The following is a 16,078-nucleotide window of genomic DNA, read 5'->3' on the forward strand; positions in this document are numbered from 1 at the left end:
CCGGCGCCTGCCGGGTTACGCGTCGATCGCCTCGCGGGAAAGGCGATCGGAGGAGTCGACGATGAACTCGCGGCGCGGCGCGACCTCGTTGCCCATCAGCAGTTCGAAGACCTTGCCGGCGGACTCGGCATCCTCCAGGCGGACACGGCGCAGAATCCGGCCGCTCCGATCCATGGTGGTCTCGGCGAGCTGATCGGCGTCCATCTCACCCAGCCCCTTGTATCGCTGGACGGGTTCCTGCCATCGTTTGCCGGACTTGGTGAGCTTCGCCAGCAGCGTGTGCAGCTCCTGCTCGGAGTAGGTGTAGATCGTCTCGTTAGGCTTCGACCCGGGGTTCATCACGATCACGCGGTGAAGCGGCGGAACGGCGGCGAAGACGCGTCCGTCCTCGATCAGCGGTCGCATGTAGCGGAAGAACAGTGTCAGTAGAAGGGTGCGGATGTGCGCGCCGTCGACGTCCGCGTCGCTCATGATGATGACCTTGCCGTAGCGCGCCTGCGACAGGTCGAATGTCCGCCCGGATCCCGCGCCGATGACCTGGATGATGGACGCGCATTCGGCGTTGGACAGCATGTCCGAGACCGAGGACTTCTGGACGTTGAGGATCTTGCCGCGAATCGGCAGGAGCGCCTGGTATTCGCTGTTGCGGGCGTCCTTGGCCGTGCCGAGTGCCGAGTTGCCCTCGACGATGAACAGCTCGGACTGCGCCACATCCGCCGACCGGCAGTCCACGAGTTTGGCGGGCAGCGACGAGCTCTCCAGCGCATTCTTGCGACGCTGGGTCTCTTTGTGGGCGCGTGCCGAGATGCGCGCCTTCATCTCCGATACGACCTTGTCCAGCAGCAGCGAGGTCTGCGCCTTGTCATCGCGCTTGGACGAGGTGAACTTCGCGGTGAACTCCCGAGTGACGACATTCGAGACGATCTGGCGCACGGCCGGCGTCCCGAGAATCTCCTTGGTCTGCCCCTCGAACTGCGGCTCGGGGACCCGCACCGTCAAGACCAGCGTCATCCCGGCGAGGATGTCGTCCTTCTCGAGCTTCTGCGTTCCGTTCGATGCCGGGCCCATCTTCAGCCGTCGCGCGTTCTGTTCGACCTGGCTGCGGAACACCTTCATCAGGCCCTGCTCGAACCCTTGCTGATGCGTGCCACCTTTCGGCGTGGCGATGATGTTCACGTAGCTGCGCATGGACGTGTCGTAGCCGGTCCCCCAGCGCAGCGCGATGTCCACGTGGCACTCGCGCTCGAGCTCGGTCGGGACCATGGCCCCGGAGGCCTGCAACACGGGAACGGTCTCGGTGAAAGAGCCTGTGCCGGTGAGGCGCCAGGTGTCGGTGACCGCCGCGTCCGGCGCGAGGTACTCGACGTACTCGGAGATGCCGCCGTCGTAGCGGAAGCTGGTCTCGACCGGATCGTCTGTCCGCTCGTCGCGGATGACGATCTCGAGTCCCGGGATCAGGAACGCCGTCTGTCGGGCACGCTGCTCGAGTTCGTCGAGGTGGAAGGTCGCGTCTTTCGTGAAGATCTGCGGGTCGGCCCAGTAGCGGATCCGGGTGCCTGTCACACCCTTCGGTGCTCGTCCGGCGAGGCGCAGTTCGGAGCTCTTCTCGAACGGCGTGAATGTGGAATCGGGCGCCGGGCCGGCGAAGACGCCCGGTTCACCGCGATGGAAGGACATCGCCCACGTCTTGCCGGCGCGGTCGACCTCGACGTCGAGTCGCGCCGAGAGCGCATTCACGACGGACGCGCCGACGCCGTGCAGACCACCGGATGCGGCGTACGAGCCGCCGCCGAACTTGCCGCCGGCGTGCAGCTTGGTGAAAACCACCTCGACCCCGGACAAACCGGTGCGGGGTTCGATGTCCACGGGGATGCCGCGTGCACGGTCGCGGACCTCGACGCTTCCATCGCGGTGCAGGATCACGTCGATGCGGCTGCCGTGCCCGCCGAGCGCCTCGTCGACCGAGTTGTCGATGATCTCCCAGAGGCAGTGCATCACACCGCGGGAGTCCGTCGAACCGATGTACATGCCCGGGCGCTTGCGGACCGCTTCGAGCCCCTCCAGCACCTGGAGATGGTGTGCAGAGTACTCGGAGGTCACAATCCTCAAGAGTATCCGGGGTGGTCGTCAGCGCTATGCACAGACACGGTGAACGGGCGCCGCGTACGCGGTGAGCGAAATGTGATCGCTTCCGGGCATTCTCCAGCGATCGCGTGGTTGTATGTGAGGACCCGCAAGGGATCGAGACGAGCGACGCTTACGAGGAGGACCCGAGATGAACACGCTTTCGACACCGACCGAGCCCGCCGTCCTCGAATACCGGCTCAGCGCGCTGGACCGCTGTGATTCTTGTGGCGCACAGGCCTACATCGCGGCCGAGGTCAATGGCAGCGAGTTGCTGTTCTGCGCACACCACGGACGCAAGTACGAAGAGAAGCTGCGCACGATGGCCACGAGCTGGCACGACGAGACGGCTCGCCTGCTCGAGTCCGTTTGAGGTCCTACCGGCCGCGGTAGGTTCGCTCCACGAGCGGAGAGATCCGAACGAGAATCTCTTCGCCGACGGTGTCGATCTCCTCGGCCAAGTCGGTCGCCGAGGTTCCGTCCGGACCGAAGACCCAGACCTCAGCCCCGACCACGGCGCCCTCCCAGGGCGCCAGCGTGGTGTGCGTCTCGGAGACGTGCAGAATCTCCTGCCGGTGTCCTGACACGTGGACGCTGGCGCGCGTGGCCAGCGTCGACGGCAGTCCGTGCAGGGACCCGACGCCGAGCGTGACCGCGTAGTCGCCGACCCGAGTGACGGTGGCGGCGAGAGCGGCGACGGGACGGATGCCGAGTTCGTCCTGACCGGGTCCACCCGCCGGGCGGATGCCGTAGCAGAACGCCCCCACGCGGGCCAGGTCGTAGCGGAACTCCGGCCGGGCGAACGACGCCGCGCTGGCGGACAGGTGTCGCACCTCGAGTGCGAAGCCCGCCGTCTCGGCTGCGGCGATCGCAACGTCGAAGACCGCGCGCGCGGCATCATCTTCCGCGTCGCTCGCCTCGGCGATGTGGCTCCACACGCCGACGACGCGCACGAGCCCCTCGGCGGAGAAGGACGCGGCGCGGGCGAGGATCGCGTCCCACTCCTCCGGGCGGATGCCGTTGCGATGCAGGCCCGTGTCGATCTTCAGGTGCACACGTGCGGTCGCACCCGCGCTTCGCGCGACCGAAGCGATCTGCTCCAGGAAACCCGCGTCGCCGACGCCCAGGTCGATCTCAGCCGCCAGAGCCGCGGCGATCTGGTCGGGGCCGACGGTGAGCCACGAGAAGATGCGTGCGTCGTGGCCGACGGCGGCGCGGGTGGCGAGCGCCTCGCGCACGTCGAACGCACCGAACCACGTGACGCCCTCGGCCGCAGCCCTCGTCACGATGGGCGCCAGGCCGTGGCCGTACGCGTCATCCTTCACGACGAGCATGAGTTGCGCCGGCGCGACCCGGGCGCGGGCCACGGCGATGTTGGCGGCCAAGGCATTGAGATCCACGCGCAGTTCCGGCCCGGTCACGGCGTGTAGTCCCGTCTGTTGCGAATTCCGACGGCCGTGACGAGCTCCGCCGCCGTCATCCCGGTGGCCGCGGTCCACTCCGCGAGAGACGGCGCCCCGAGGGCGGGGTCGCCGAAGAAGAGAACCTCATCGCCCCGCTGAACCCCCGCCGTGCCGACATCCACCACGCAGACGTCCATGGCGACCCGGCCGACGATCGGGCGCCGCTCCCCCGCGATCCGGACCGATGCGACATTGCCGAGGCCGCGTACGATGCCTTGGGCGTAGCCGCCGGTGACCAGGGCGACCGTGGTGTCCTCGGACGCACGATGGGTGAAGCCGTAGGACACCCCCTCCCCCGCGCGAAGGCGCTTGATGCTCAGCACCCAGCCGCTGAGGCTCAGCACGGGGGTGAAACCGGGACTGAGCCCGTACACCGCGTCCGGGTGGGAGCCGTCGCCGTCGAGCAGCCGCCGTGCAGGATCCACGATGCCCTCCAGCGTCGCCGCACCGATGTCGTCGACGAGCACCGCGGCTGCACCCGCACGCAGAGCGATCGGCGCGACCACGCCCAGCCCGTGGCCCCATGCATCGGCCCGTACGTCGATCACGTCGCCGCGACCACTGGACAGCACGGCGCGCAGGTTCATGTCCAGCGCGAGGCGGGAGATTCGCACCGTCGGGGCTGTGCGTGAATCCGTGCCCGCGTCGGACGCGCGTCCAGGGATGCCGAAGGTCACGGCACCTAGACTATCCGGGGTCCTGTCCCCCACCCCCGGAGCACGCATGCCACCTCAAGGCCTCGGCCTCGCGCCCCGCCTCCGCTATCTCGCCGGTCGAGCACGCCGCATCGACGTCGGTTCCGTCCTGGACCGGGCGAAGGAGGCGTCCGCCCTGCACGGCAAGTGGACCCCCGCGATCGTGGTCGACATGCTCTGGCAGGCGGGACTGCGCAACGTCGGCTTCCAGGACTACATCGACTACGACTTTGCGATCCTGAACCGCGCGGAGCGGGCGACGTACATGACGCACCCCGTGTCGAACCAGCTCTCGCAGAAGTACGACGATCCCGCATTCCGGCACATCTTCCAGGACAAGGTCGAGTTCGACCGGGTCTTCAGCGAGCACCTGCACCGCGAGTGGATGGTCGTCGACGACGACAATGCCGACGACGTCCGCGCCTTCGCCGAGCGTCTAGGAACGATCGTGACGAAGGAGCCGGTCGGCCAAGCGGGCACGGGCGTGCATCGATACCACGCCGCCGATATCGAGGATTGGGACGCGTTCCACCGCGGACTGCTCACGCGCGGCGAGCTGCTCATCGAAGAGGTGATCCTGCAGCACTCCGCCCTGGCGGCGGTGTGCCCAGGCACCGTCAACACCACCCGGATCACCGCATTCTTCGACGGGGAGAAGACGCACATCCTGGCCATCGCGCAGAAGTTCGGGCGCGGCGCGGTGAGCGATCAGATGACCTTCGGCGGCTTCTACACGATGCTCGACGACGAGGGCCGCGCGATCGGGCCGGGCTACGACTCCCACGGCCACGTGCACGTGACCCATCCCGACTCGGGGTTCGTCATCGACCAGTTCCAGCTCCCCATGATGCAAGAGGTGCGCGCGTTCGTCGATCGCGTGGCGCGGGTGGTACCTCAGGTGCAGTACGTCGGCTGGGACATCGTGGTCACGCCCGAGGGGCCCGTACTCGTCGAGGGCAACTGGGGTGCCGGCGTCTACGAGAACAAGCCGAGCGTCACCGGCATCCGCACCGGCCACAAGGCCCGCTATCGCGCGGCGATCGGGTTCTGACCCTCGCGAACGATGCCCAGAGGCGTCGACTGATGACCCTGACCCAGCGGATTGTCCTTCAGGATGGCAAGCAGGCGCTTGTCGCCCGCCTTGTCCAGCGTGGAGCCGAGGATGTTGCCGCCGAGGTCGTTGATGTCGACCACCGCGACCTCGGCGATGCCGCCCAGCAGCGCCTTGACATGCTGCGCGACCTCGCGCGGACGGTCCGGGCCCAGCACGACGGCCCGGTTGTAGGGCGGGATCGTGCCCCCAGTGGGTCCGTCGATCGCGCGGGCCTTATCGCCCGCGATGCGGTAGAAATCGCCCTTGCGGCCGAACGCCTTGGTGATCGCTGACACCGCGGCGGCGACGAGGATGCGGGGCGTCCCGCACTCGCGCAGGGCCATCTCCATCGTCTCGGGCATGCCGAGCCCGATCCCATACGGAGTCCGCGTCACATACTTCGACAGGAACAGCGCGAGCCGCCGAGGATGAATCTCCTCGAGCGGGTAGGAGCGTCCCTGGGTGATTGCCACGATCTTCTCGGTCACGAAGAAGAGATCGCCGGGCTCCACGACGTTCGTCGCGTATTCGCGGATGAACGCGTCCAGGTCGTCTCCGGGCATCACCACGCGCGTTCGGATGGGAATCCGCGAATACGAGGTCCCGTCGAGCTCGACCGTCAGCGCCTTGCCGTCGTTGGCTTCGGCCATCACTCGAGATAGTCCCGCAGGGACTGCGAACGCGACGGGTGACGCAGCTTGGCCATCGTCTTCGACTCGATCTGGCGGATCCGCTCGCGCGTGACGCCGAACGTGTCGCCGATCTGGTCGAGTGTCTTGGGCTGGCCGTCGCCGAGTCCGAAGCGCATCCGGATGACACCGGCCTCGCGCTCGGAGAGCGAGTCCAGCAGCGACTCGAGCTGGCGCTGCAGCATCGTGAAGCCCACTGCGTCGGCCGGAACCCCGGCCTCGGTGTCCTCGATGAGGTCACCGAACTCGCTGTCGCCGTCCTCGCCGAGGGGGGTGTGCAGCGAGATCGGCTCGCGACCGTACTTCTGCACTTCGATGACCTTCTCGGGGGTCATATCCAGTTCACGGCTGAGCTCTTCGGGCGTGGGCTCGCGGCCCAGATCCTGCAGCATCTGGCGCTGCACGCGGGCCAGCTTGTTGATGACCTCGACCATGTGGACCGGGATGCGGATCGTACGGGCCTGGTCGGCCATGGCGCGAGTGATCGCCTGCCGGATCCACCACGTGGCATACGTCGAGAACTTGAAGCCCTTGGTGTAGTCGAACTTCTCCACCGCGCGGATCAGACCGAGGTTGCCCTCCTGAATGAGATCCAGGAACTGCATGCCGCGGCCGGTGTAGCGCTTGGCGAGTGAGACCACCAGGCGAAGGTTCGCGCCCAGCAGGTGCGACTTCGCGCGCTGACCATCGCGGGCGACCCACTGCAGGTCGAGCCCGACCTGGTTGGACTTCTCCGCAGCCGTCATGTGCGACAGCTTCTCCTCGGCGAACAGACCCGCCTCGATCCGCATTGCGAGCTCGACCTCTTCGGCCGCGTTCAACAGCGGGACCTTGCCGATCTGCTTCAGGTAGTCCTTGACCGGGTCCGCCGTGGCTCCCGTGATCATCGTCGAGTAGACCGGGACGTCCTCGTCGTCCGACGAGGAGATGACGATGGCACCCGTGGGCAGCGGCTCCGTGAAGGCCGGCTTCGTGGTCTCTTCGTCTTCGTCTTCCTCTTCGGCCTCGGCTGTGTCGGCTTCGGGCTCGACGACGGCAGCGGCTTTCGCCTTGCCACGGGCCGCGGCGCGAGGCTTCACGACCGCCTCGACGGTGTCGTCCAGGACGGCGTCGTCTTCGATCTCTACGTCGTCGATCTCCACGTCGTCGGGAAGCTCGGCGGCGGCGACGTCGTCGGTCACCTTCGATGCGCGGGACTTGGCCGTCGCCTTCGGTGCAGCCTTGGCGGCGGTCTTCGCCGGCGCCTTGGCCGCAGTCTTGGCGGCGGTGGACTTCGCAGCCGCCGTCTTGGCGGCGGTCGTCTTGGCGGCGGCCGGCTTCGTCGCCGCCTTCTTCGTGGTCGTCGTGGTGGACTCGTCCGCGGGAGCGACCGCCGCGGCATCCTTCGCGCTGCTAGCGCGTGTTGTGGTCTTCGTGCCTGAGGTCACGGTACGCCTTTCACCAGCGGGAACGTGTGTCGTCCGTCCCCCGGTAGATTTCGGACACTAGTAAGACCCTTGTCAAGTCCCGACTCTGCAGAGAATGCCTCACAGAGCCGGTTGACAACGGGCCAGGTCATCTATTGTCGCACATCCGTCGCACACATCCGACGTGTACGACCGACACATCTGATGCAACGCCGCGGGCACCGTGCGCATTCCGCCGGCCTCAGGCCCCGCGCTTCTCGTCGTCGCCCGTGGGGCGGGTCGCGAGGAACCTCTCCAGCTCCGCCGCCAGCTCGTCAGCGCTCGGCAGGTCACCCGTATGGATCATCGGCGACCCCAGCGTCGAGCCCGCCATGTACGCGTCGTAGCGCTCCTCGAGTCCCTGCACCATGCGCGACAGCTCATCGCTGCCCGCAACCTGTTGGTCGACTTTGGCCAGGTACTCCCTGTTCTCCTCCCGCAGGTCGTCCCCGGCGAAGATCAGTCCTGTCGCCACGGTGAGGCTGTCCAGCCCGGCAAGAGCGGCGGCGGGGTACTCGGTGTCCCCCAGGTAATGGGGCACGAGCAGGACGAAGCCGGCCACCAGCGCACCCGCCTCGGCGAAACGATATTCCAGCAGGTGTCCCGCCGTCGCCGGCACCTGAGTGTGCGGCTGCCAAACCGAGTGCGCCTCGGTGAGTTCGCCGCGGGTGCCGCTGACCGTCGTGCCGATCGGGCGGGTGTGCGGAACCGGCATGGGTATCGCGTGCACCCAGGTGATGGTCTTCACGTCATAGGCGGCAGCGAAGTCCAGCACGGCGTCGGTGAACGCGTCCCACGCGAAGTCCGGTTCGTAGCCGGCCAGCGTCAGGAAAGGCTGGCCGAGCGAGTCATGCGCGAAGGAGAGTTCCAGTCGGGGCGGACGGTAGTCGGTGAGATGGTCCTGGTCGAAGGAGATGAGCGGGCGTCGCGCCCGGTAGTCCAGGAGCACGTCGTTGGAGAAGACGGCCAGAGGCGTGGGCTCCAGATCATCGCGGAAGTAATCGACCATGCGGCTGACTGCGCTGCCGGCGTCGGTGAAACCCGTGAGCGCGATCACGAGGGGAAGCCCTCGTGGAATCGGCGGAGCGGATGCCACGCGCTCATAGAGCGGAGCGGATTGAGCCATGCACCCATGCTACGAGTCGCGTCCCGCCGCGCGGGCCGTGGGCATCCCGCTCAGAGCGAACAGAGCGACGGGCCCGAACCTAGGATGGAGTCCATGTCGTTTCCTGACCTCGAATTCAGCACCGCTCCGATCCGAGAGTCCGACTCGGACGCCATCCTGCTGGCATTGCCCTCGCTCGACTCCGACGAGGCCCCCGGTCTGGACGACTGGCCCGGGCTCGCAGCGGCGCTGACAGCGGTCGGCTTCACCGGTGCGGCATCCTCCTACCAGCGCGTCTACGCGCCCGAGAGCACGTCGCTTCCGCTCTCGGTGGTGGGAATCGGCGCCCATGCCGACTCCGCGGCGGTCAGGGATGCCGTGGGAACCGGCATCCGCACCCTCACCGGGTTCGGCACGGTCAGCGTCGGCGTGCTCGCGGATGATCCCGACCTGTGGCGTGCCGCAGCGGAGGGCGCCACGCTCGGGGGGTATCGCTTCGCGGGCTACAAGACCGAGGCTCCGAAGGATCGCGCGGCGCGGGTCGTCGTCCACGGCTCGGTGAAGGCGGACGAGGGCGAACTCGCCGCGATCACCGCCGCTGCCGATGCCGTGGCACTCGTGAAGGACCTCGTCTCCATCCCGGCGGAGTGGCTCGGACCCGCTGACTTCGCGGAGCGCGCCGCCGCCGCTGTCGCCGATCTGCCGGTCAGCGTCGAGGTCCTCGACGAGGCGGCCCTTCGCGCCGGCGGCTACGGGGGCATCCTCGGAGTCGGGCAGGGATCTGACCGACCGCCCCGCCTGGTGCGACTCGACTATGCACCGGCCGGCGCGTCACGGCATGTCGCCCTCGTCGGGAAAGGCATCACGTTCGACACCGGCGGCCTGTCGCTCAAGCCGGCCGCGTCGATGGTGGGCATGAAATATGACATGTGCGGGGCGGCCACGGCGTTGAGCGTGCTCCGGGCCGTCGCCACTCTCGGACTGCCGGTGCGCGTCACGGCGTGGCTGTGCGTCGCCGACAACATGCCTTCCGGCCGCGCAACCCGCCCGGGCGATGTGCTGCGCATGCTGGATGGCACAACGGTCGAGGTGCTCAACACCGACGCGGAGGGCCGTGTCGTCCTCGCGGATGGCCTCGTGGCCGCCAGTCGGGAGCACCCGGACGTCATCGTCGACGTCGCCACGCTCACCGGCGCGATCACGACCGCCCTCGGCACGCGGCACACGGGTGTGATGGGTGAGGATGCCGCGGTCGCCGCCTACCTGTCCGCGGCGGAGCAGGCCGGGGAACTGGCATGGTCGCTCCCGCTCCCGGCGCACATGGTCGACGAGCTGGACTCCCCCATCGCGGATCTGCAGAACGCGAAGATCGGAGATCCGGCCGGCGGGTCGCTGTTCGCCGGTCTGTTCCTCAGGCACTTCGTCGGCCGCGTCTCGGAAGAGGCGGATGCGCCGCGCATCCCCTGGGTGCATCTGGACATCGCCGGTGTCGGGATGAACAAGGGGTCGGGTTACGGGTTCACCGACAAGGGACCGACCGGGGCGACCGTGCGGTCCTTGATCCGCTTCGTCGCCGGTGAGGAGACGCGATGACCGAGCACCACTTCGACCTCGTCGTACTCGGAGGAGGCAGCGGCGGTTATGCGGCGGCCCTTCGTGCCGCTGAGCTGGGCAAGTCCGTCGCCCTTGTCGAGAAGGACAAGGTGGGCGGGACCTGCCTGCACCGCGGCTGCATCCCCACGAAGGCTCTGCTTCACGCCGCAGAGGTGGCGGACCTGACCCGGGATGCCTGGAGCGTGGGCATCCGCGCGACACTGGAAGGCGTCGATGCCGACGGGGTGCGCGCGTACCGGGAAGGCATCGTCGCCAAGAAGTACAAGGGACTGGAAGGTCTCATCAAGGCCCGTGGGATCACCGTCGTGGCCGGTGCGGGCGTCCTCGAGTCCGGACCCGCCGTCCGCGTCGGAGACGACCTCTACCGAGGCACCGATGTGGTGCTCGCGACCGGATCCTACAGCCGCACGCTGCCGGGCCTGGAGATCGGCGGCCGCATCCTCACGAGCGAGCAGGCGCTGGAACTGCCCGACATCCCGCAGAGCGTCCTCATCCTCGGCGGCGGTGTCATCGGCGTCGAATTCGCCAGCGTGTGGCGCTCGTTCGGTGCCGACGTGACGATCGTCGAGGCGCTGGATCATCTCGTCCCGAACGAGGACGTCGCGATGAGCAAAGCGCTGGAGCGGGCGTTCCGCAAACGCGGGATCGCGTCGTCGCTGGGTGTGCGCTTCGCCGGTGCGACCCAGACTGATGAGGCCGTGACGGTGACGCTCGAGAACGGAACGTCGTTCCAGGCCGACTATCTCCTCGTCGCCGTGGGCCGAGGCCCGGTGACCGCCGATCTGGGCTACGAGGAGAGCGGGATCGTGCTCGACCGTGGCTTCGTCACGACGGATGACCGACTGCGCACCGGTGCGGCGCACGTGTGGGCGGTAGGCGACATCGTCCCCGGGCTGCAGCTCGCGCACCGCGGGTTCCAGCAGGGCATCTTCGTCGCCGAGGAGATCGCCGGGCTCCACCCCGTCCTGGTCCCCGACACGCAGATCCCCAAGGTCACCTACAGCCACCCCGAGGTGGCCTCGGTCGGCCTGACCGAGGCTCAGGCCGTCGCGGCGAACGGGGCGGATGAGGTCGTCGCGTACGAGTACAACCTGGCCGGCAACGGCAAGAGCGAGATCCTCGGCACCGCCGGGCTCGTGAAGGTCGTCCGTCGCAAGGATGGGCCCGTGATCGGCGTCCACCTGGTCGGGGACCGGGTCGGCGAGCTGATCGCAGAAGGACAGCTCGCCGTGGGCTGGGAGGCTCACCCCGAAGACATCGCACCGTTCATCCACGCGCACCCGACGCAGAGCGAGGCGCTCGGCGAGGCGTTCCTCGCCCTGTCCGGCAAACCGCTGCACACCCTCTGACCGCTCCCCGCGGCGCGAGGACACCACGGCATCACTAAGCTAGAAACGACATCGGCATTCTGAAGGAGTCATGCACATGAGCACTTCCGTGGTCCTCCCCGCGCTCGGAGAGAGCGTCACCGAGGGAACGGTCACCCGCTGGCTCAAGAACGTCGGCGACACCGTCGAGGCGGACGAGGGACTGCTGGAGATCTCGACCGACAAGGTCGACACCGAGATCCCCTCGCCGGTGAGCGGTGTGATCGAGGAGATCCTGGTGCAGGAGGACGAGACCGTCGAGGTCGGCGCCATCCTGGCGAAGATCGGCGAGCCGGGGTCCGCGCCTGCGACGGACGACACCCCGTCGGCTGCCGAGCAGTCGGCCGCACCTGAGCCCGCTGCCGCACCCGAGGCTCCTTCGAGCGAGGCCCAGACGCCGGCTCCCGCTGACGCCCCTGAAGCTCCGCCCGTGGATGCTGCGCCGGCATCGGAGGCACCGGCCGCCGCGCCCGCAGCAGGCGGCAAGGACGTCGTGCTCCCCGAGCTCGGCGAGAGCGTGACCGAAGGTACCGTGACGCGCTGGCTCAAGAGCGTCGGCGACACCGTCGCGGTGGACGAGGCCCTGCTGGAGATCTCGACGGACAAGGTCGACACAGAGATCCCCTCCCCGTACGCAGGAGTGCTCCAGGAGATCCTCGTGCAGGAAGACGAGACCGTCGCTGTCGGCTCGCCGCTCGCGCGTATCGGCGACAGCGCGGCGGCGCCCGCACCCGCGGCTGCTCCGGCTCCCGCGCCTGCAGCGGAGGCACCGGCTCCTGCTGCCGCCCCCGCGGCCGCTGCTCCCGCCCCGGCTCCGGCTCCCGCCGCTCCTGCGCCTGCGGCGGCTCCTCCTGCTGCAGCGCCCGCGCCCGCCCCGGCCGCTCCCGCGCCTGCGGCGGCTCCTCCTGCTGCAGCGCCCGCGGCATCCGCGCCGGCAGCCGCCGACGCCACAGACGTCACCGCCTATGTGACGCCCCTCGTGCGGCGCCTCGCGCAGCAGCAGGGCGTTGATCTGTCGACCGTCAGCGGCACCGGGGTGGGCGGACGCATCCGCAAGGAGGACGTGCTGAAGGCGGCGGAAAGCGCAGCCACCCCTGCGACGCCCGCACCGGCGGCCGCGGCACCCGCTGCGATCGAGATCTCGCCCCTCCGCGGGACGACTCAGCCGATGTCCCGTCTGCGCAAGGTGCTCGCCGAGCGTGCCGTGGCGTCGATGCAGGCCACCGCGCAGCTGACGACCGTCGTGGAAGTGGACGTCACCAAGCTCGCCTCCCTCCGGGACGCGGTCAAGGGTGACTTCCTGACCAAGACCGGCGACAAGCTGTCCTTCTTGCCGTTCTTCGCCTTGGCTGCGGCCGAAGCGCTCCAGTCGAACCCGGTCGTCAATGCGACCGTGGACGGCGACCAGATCGTCTATCCCCCATCCGAGAATCTCTCGATCGCCGTCGATACCGAGCGGGGCCTGCTGACCCCGGTGCTGCGGGACGCGGCATCCAAGAACATCGCCCAGATCGCGCACGAGATCGCCGACCTGGCCGCGCGCACGCGCGGCAACAAGCTCAAGCCCGACGAGCTGGCCGGCGGAACGTTCACGCTGACCAACACGGGCTCGCGCGGTGCGCTGTTCGACACCCCGGTGGTGTTCCTGCCGCAGTCGGCGATCCTCGGCACTGGAGTCGTGGTCAAGCGCCCGGGTCTGGTGTCCGTCGACGGCAAGGATGCGATCGCGATCCGCTCGTACGTGTACCTCGCGCTCTCCTACGATCACCGCATCGTCGATGGTGCGGATGCCGCTCGATTCCTGGCTGCCGTCAAGACACGACTGCAGGATGCCGCTTTCGAAGGCCAGCTGGGTATCTGATCGCATCACTGCTGCGCGACGTCATGAACGTCGCGCAGCAGCCAGCGGCCCTCGGTGTGGACGAGGACGACGAGCTGAGGCGCTGCACCGGCCGCCTCCGCGCGCAACACGGCCGCCCCGCCGAACTCATCGAGCAGGGTGACTGATCGCTGCCCCGCGGGCAGGTCCACGACCCCCGGTGGAATCGGCGTTCCCGGTGCCTCGAGGACGGTGCGCAGGCATTCCGGGTCGGCGCCGCACGCGATGCGGTCCGTGAGCAGCCGGTCGGCGACCGATGTCAGCTCGTCGCTTTCGGCCGGCGGCGGCACGGCGGACTGCCCAGCCGGATCGTCGACGCTGTCGGATGCCGAGGCCGACACCGGACCCTCGCTCGGGGACGGATTCGGAACCTGGACGGTCCGCTCGGAGGACGGGTCAGCGGTCGCCGGACCGCTCGGCGCTGTCGGCCAGAGCAGTCCGGCAACCACGATGGCGCAGCCGAACCCGGCGGCGAGGAGCCACGGCCTGCGGCGACCGGTCCGGCGCGCCCTCAGCGTGCGCCACAGTCCCGTCGTCATCCGGGAGAGCAGGTCGGCCCAGTCGGCGTCGACATGCCGCGCCAGCGAGAACTGCCACGCGGGCACGGCGGCCTCGGCTTCCGCGGAATCGATGCTCTCGCCCTCGCGCACCGGGATGCTCCGAGCCCGCCTCGGCCCGAACGTCGTCGTGGCGAGAGCGACCGGTTCCGCGACGGCGAACAGCCGCTCCTCCGTCCGCTCGAGCTCGGATCGAAGCCGACGCGGCTCGGACACCGCGCCGAGGACGTCTGCGAGGGCCTCGGCGAGGACCGGAACGTCCCGTGCGACGTCGGCGAGAAGCTCGGCCGTTGCTCCTTCGGCGGGGCTGTCGCCGCATCCAATGGCGAAGACGGGCCGCCCGCCATCGGTGAGCCACCAGGAGCCGTGAGCGCCCTCGTCCGCCTGCAGCTCCCCTACGCCGCGGAGCAGACTCACCGCGAGGGTCACGCCTTCTCCGGGCGAGAGGTCCGCGCCGCCGGTCCCGCGGCGCGCGAGGAAGTCCTCCACGCGCTCGGTGCAGACCGGGAGCAGTGCATCATGCCCGTCGGGCCGCCGCAGGATGTCCGACGGTGCGAGGACGTGACCGTCGGCTGCTGCGCTCCACCCGGGCCATTCCGCTCCGAGCATCTCTGCATCGACCACGACATACATCTGCCCCTCCGGCCCGGACACCAGCGAGCCCGGCCATGGAGAGTCCGGCTCGCCGGCCAGGGCGCGGATCACCCGGTAGCCGAGGCCGAACCGATCCTGCGCGCTGTTCGTCACGACCTCGAGCCTGATCCGTCCTGCGGGAGGGCGGCGGCTCGCGGACTCGGCCTGTGGAGCGCACGGCGTCGTGGGACGCTGGGGAGGAGCGGACCATCACCCCGCGGAAAGGTAGGCTGTGCTCATGGCAGCACGCAGTACCGCGCCCGAGAAGCGGCCCGGATTCTTCTCTCAGATCCGCACTCTCTTCACGTTCACGCAGAAGGCGTACCCGTGGCTCCCCTGGCTTCTGGCGGCGATCCTCCTCGTCGGCATCGGCGTAGGTGTGCTCGTGGGGTTCCTGCTGCCTCCGGTCGCGATCTGGAGCGTGATCCTGTGGAGCGTGACGGGACTGATGCTCGGCGTCCTGGGCTCGCTGATGACGATGACACGGCTGTCCACCAACGCCATGTACAAGCAGATCGACGGGATGCCGGGTGCCGCCGGACACGTGCTGTCGACGTCGCTCGGACGCAAGTGGCAGTCCAGCGACATGCCCGTGGGCGTCAACCCGAAGACGCAGGAAGCCGTCTACCGCGCTGTCGGCCGTGGCGGGGTCGTCATCGTCGGCGAAGGAGCTCGCGGCCGGCTGACCCGACTCGTCAACGATGAGCGCTCCAAGGCTCAGCGCGTCGCCACCGGCGTGCCCGTTCACGTCTTCTACGTCGGCCATGGTGACGATGAGGTTCCGATCGCCAAACTCGCCTCGACGATCAAATCCCTGCCGACCAAGATCGACCGAGCCACGATGGCCGCGGTCATCAAGCGGCTCAGCTCGGTGTCGCAGTCGCTCGCATCGTTGCCGATCCCCAAGGGGATCGACCCCACCAAGGCCCGCGCTCCGCGCCCGCGCTGAACCTTTCGGCTCGCGCTACGCGCGGATGAGGACGGTGCCGGCAGCTTTGTCGTGCAACCCCCGCTGATCGGCATCCCAGATGACCGCGGGGATCACCACGATCAGAAGCGCGGTCCGGATGATCGGACGCCAGAGCCCCACCCAGGAGCCGTCCACTTGGACCACACGCAGTCCGAGGATCCGGTGCCCCGGGCTGCCCTGGATCGTCGGGATGAACACGATCTGGATCGCGGCGAAGAGGGCGAGGATCGCAAGAGGGTCCCAGCCGAAGAAGCCGGAGATCAGGTACGCGGCCCCGTAGTCGATGAACAGCGCGCCGACGCGCCGCCCAAGGCGTGCGATCGACCCGCTTCCGGCCGGCGGACGGCCCAGCCGCTCGCCGGGATAACTCTGCGCTTCGTGGGTCACCCATCCAGCGTAACGAGCCGTTCGTAACATGCCGGAAACAAAGGTGTGACTGCCGGG

14 protein-coding genes are annotated in these 16,078 nt (G+C 68.7%); 6 read left to right on the top strand and 8 right to left on the bottom strand.

Features of this window, described 5'->3' with window-relative positions; all coding sequences use genetic code 11:
• Positions 1-15: 15 nt before the first annotated feature.
• On the bottom strand, positions 16-2,103 hold the full coding sequence (locus ABD655_RS09150; protein ID WP_344715778.1) for a DNA gyrase/topoisomerase IV subunit B: 2,088 nt from the start codon (positions 2,101-2,103) through the stop codon (positions 16-18).
• 172 nt (positions 2,104-2,275) lie between these two features.
• On the opposite strand from ABD655_RS09150, the gene ABD655_RS09155 reads away from it, so the two are divergent.
• Positions 2,276-2,497, top strand: coding sequence for a DUF7455 domain-containing protein (locus ABD655_RS09155; protein WP_344713382.1), 222 nt, complete (start codon positions 2,276-2,278; stop codon positions 2,495-2,497).
• A 4-nt stretch (positions 2,498-2,501) separates the two neighbouring features.
• Here ABD655_RS09155 and ABD655_RS09160 read toward each other — a convergent pair whose 3' ends face one another.
• Complete coding sequence (locus ABD655_RS09160) at positions 2,502-3,545, bottom strand: alanine racemase (RefSeq protein WP_344713383.1); 1,044 nt, start codon at positions 3,543-3,545, stop codon at positions 2,502-2,504.
• Positions 3,542-4,264 (bottom strand): alanine racemase, encoded by a 723-nt coding sequence (locus tag ABD655_RS09165; protein ID WP_344713384.1) that lies wholly within the window; start codon positions 4,262-4,264, stop codon positions 3,542-3,544. Before ABD655_RS09165 ends, ABD655_RS09160 begins: the two co-directional genes overlap by 4 nt.
• Positions 4,265-4,310: 46 nt before the next feature.
• On the opposite strand from ABD655_RS09165, the gene ABD655_RS09170 reads away from it, so the two are divergent.
• A complete protein-coding gene (locus tag ABD655_RS09170) occupies positions 4,311-5,333 on the top strand; it encodes a sugar-transfer associated ATP-grasp domain-containing protein (protein WP_344713386.1) in 1,023 nt (340 codons plus the stop codon).
• Here the strand turns inward: ABD655_RS09170 and ABD655_RS09175 are convergent.
• The 3 genes from ABD655_RS09175 to ABD655_RS09185 all read right to left on the bottom strand — a co-directional run bounded on the left by ABD655_RS09175 (position 5,309) and on the right by ABD655_RS09185 (position 8,635).
• Positions 5,309-6,025, bottom strand: coding sequence for a coenzyme F420-0:L-glutamate ligase (locus ABD655_RS09175; RefSeq protein ID WP_344713387.1), 717 nt, complete (start codon positions 6,023-6,025; stop codon positions 5,309-5,311). The genes ABD655_RS09170 and ABD655_RS09175 overlap by 25 nt on opposite strands.
• Complete coding sequence (locus ABD655_RS09180; protein WP_344713388.1) at positions 6,025-7,491, bottom strand: RNA polymerase sigma factor; 1,467 nt, start codon at positions 7,489-7,491, stop codon at positions 6,025-6,027. Before ABD655_RS09180 ends, ABD655_RS09175 begins: the two co-directional genes overlap by 1 nt.
• Positions 7,492-7,711: 220 nt before the next feature.
• Positions 7,712-8,635, bottom strand: coding sequence for a proteasome assembly chaperone family protein (locus ABD655_RS09185; RefSeq protein WP_344713390.1), 924 nt, complete (start codon positions 8,633-8,635; stop codon positions 7,712-7,714).
• Positions 8,636-8,728: 93 nt separating this feature from the next.
• Here ABD655_RS09185 and ABD655_RS09190 point away from each other — a divergent pair, with 93 nt between their 5' ends.
• The 3 genes from ABD655_RS09190 (at position 8,729) to sucB (ending at position 13,456) form a co-directional block, all read left to right on the top strand.
• Positions 8,729-10,207, top strand: a complete 1,479-nt coding sequence (locus ABD655_RS09190) for a leucyl aminopeptidase (protein WP_344713391.1) — start codon at positions 8,729-8,731, stop codon at positions 10,205-10,207.
• Complete coding sequence (gene lpdA, locus ABD655_RS09195) at positions 10,204-11,577, top strand: dihydrolipoyl dehydrogenase (RefSeq protein WP_344713392.1); 1,374 nt, start codon at positions 10,204-10,206, stop codon at positions 11,575-11,577. The genes ABD655_RS09190 and lpdA overlap by 4 nt, the downstream gene beginning before the upstream one ends.
• 76 nt (positions 11,578-11,653) lie before the next feature.
• On the top strand, positions 11,654-13,456 hold the full coding sequence (sucB, locus tag ABD655_RS09200; protein WP_344713393.1) for a 2-oxoglutarate dehydrogenase, E2 component, dihydrolipoamide succinyltransferase: 1,803 nt from the start codon (positions 11,654-11,656) through the stop codon (positions 13,454-13,456).
• Between the two features lie 5 nt (positions 13,457-13,461).
• Here sucB and ABD655_RS09205 read toward each other — a convergent pair whose 3' ends face one another.
• Positions 13,462-14,778 (bottom strand): hypothetical protein, encoded by a 1,317-nt coding sequence (locus tag ABD655_RS09205; RefSeq protein WP_344713395.1) that lies wholly within the window; start codon positions 14,776-14,778, stop codon positions 13,462-13,464.
• Positions 14,779-14,902: 124 nt separating this feature from the next.
• Between ABD655_RS09205 and ABD655_RS09210 the strand changes: the two genes are divergently transcribed.
• Positions 14,903-15,613, top strand: coding sequence for a DUF4191 family protein (locus tag ABD655_RS09210; protein ID WP_344713398.1), 711 nt, complete (start codon positions 14,903-14,905; stop codon positions 15,611-15,613).
• A 15-nt stretch (positions 15,614-15,628) separates the two neighbouring features.
• Here the strand turns inward: ABD655_RS09210 and ABD655_RS09215 are convergent, their stop codons facing one another.
• Positions 15,629-16,021: an RDD family protein gene (locus ABD655_RS09215; protein WP_344713400.1), complete on the bottom strand. Its 393-nt coding sequence runs from the start codon at positions 16,019-16,021 to the stop codon at positions 15,629-15,631.
• Between the last annotated feature and the right edge of the window lie 57 nt (positions 16,022-16,078).

The organism is Microbacterium terregens, assembly GCF_039534975.1.
In the GTDB taxonomy this organism is placed as follows: Bacteria; Actinomycetota; Actinomycetes; order Actinomycetales; family Microbacteriaceae; genus Microbacterium; species Microbacterium terregens.

Coding starts and splice junctions, on each gene's coding strand:
- ABD655_RS09155 (WP_344713382.1), top strand. CDS start 2,276: ATGAACACGCTTTCGACACCGACCGAGCCCGCCGTCCTCGAATACCGG.
- sucB (WP_344713393.1), top strand. CDS start 11,654: ATGAGCACTTCCGTGGTCCTCCCCGCGCTCGGAGAGAGCGTCACCGAG.
- ABD655_RS09185 (WP_344713390.1), bottom strand. CDS start 8,635: ATGGCTCAATCCGCTCCGCTCTATGAGCGCGTGGCATCCGCTCCGCCG.
- ABD655_RS09210 (WP_344713398.1), top strand. CDS start 14,903: ATGGCAGCACGCAGTACCGCGCCCGAGAAGCGGCCCGGATTCTTCTCT.
- ABD655_RS09170 (WP_344713386.1), top strand. CDS start 4,311: ATGCCACCTCAAGGCCTCGGCCTCGCGCCCCGCCTCCGCTATCTCGCC.
- ABD655_RS09175 (WP_344713387.1), bottom strand. CDS start 6,025: ATGGCCGAAGCCAACGACGGCAAGGCGCTGACGGTCGAGCTCGACGGG.
- lpdA (WP_344713392.1), top strand. CDS start 10,204: ATGACCGAGCACCACTTCGACCTCGTCGTACTCGGAGGAGGCAGCGGC.
- ABD655_RS09190 (WP_344713391.1), top strand. CDS start 8,729: ATGTCGTTTCCTGACCTCGAATTCAGCACCGCTCCGATCCGAGAGTCC.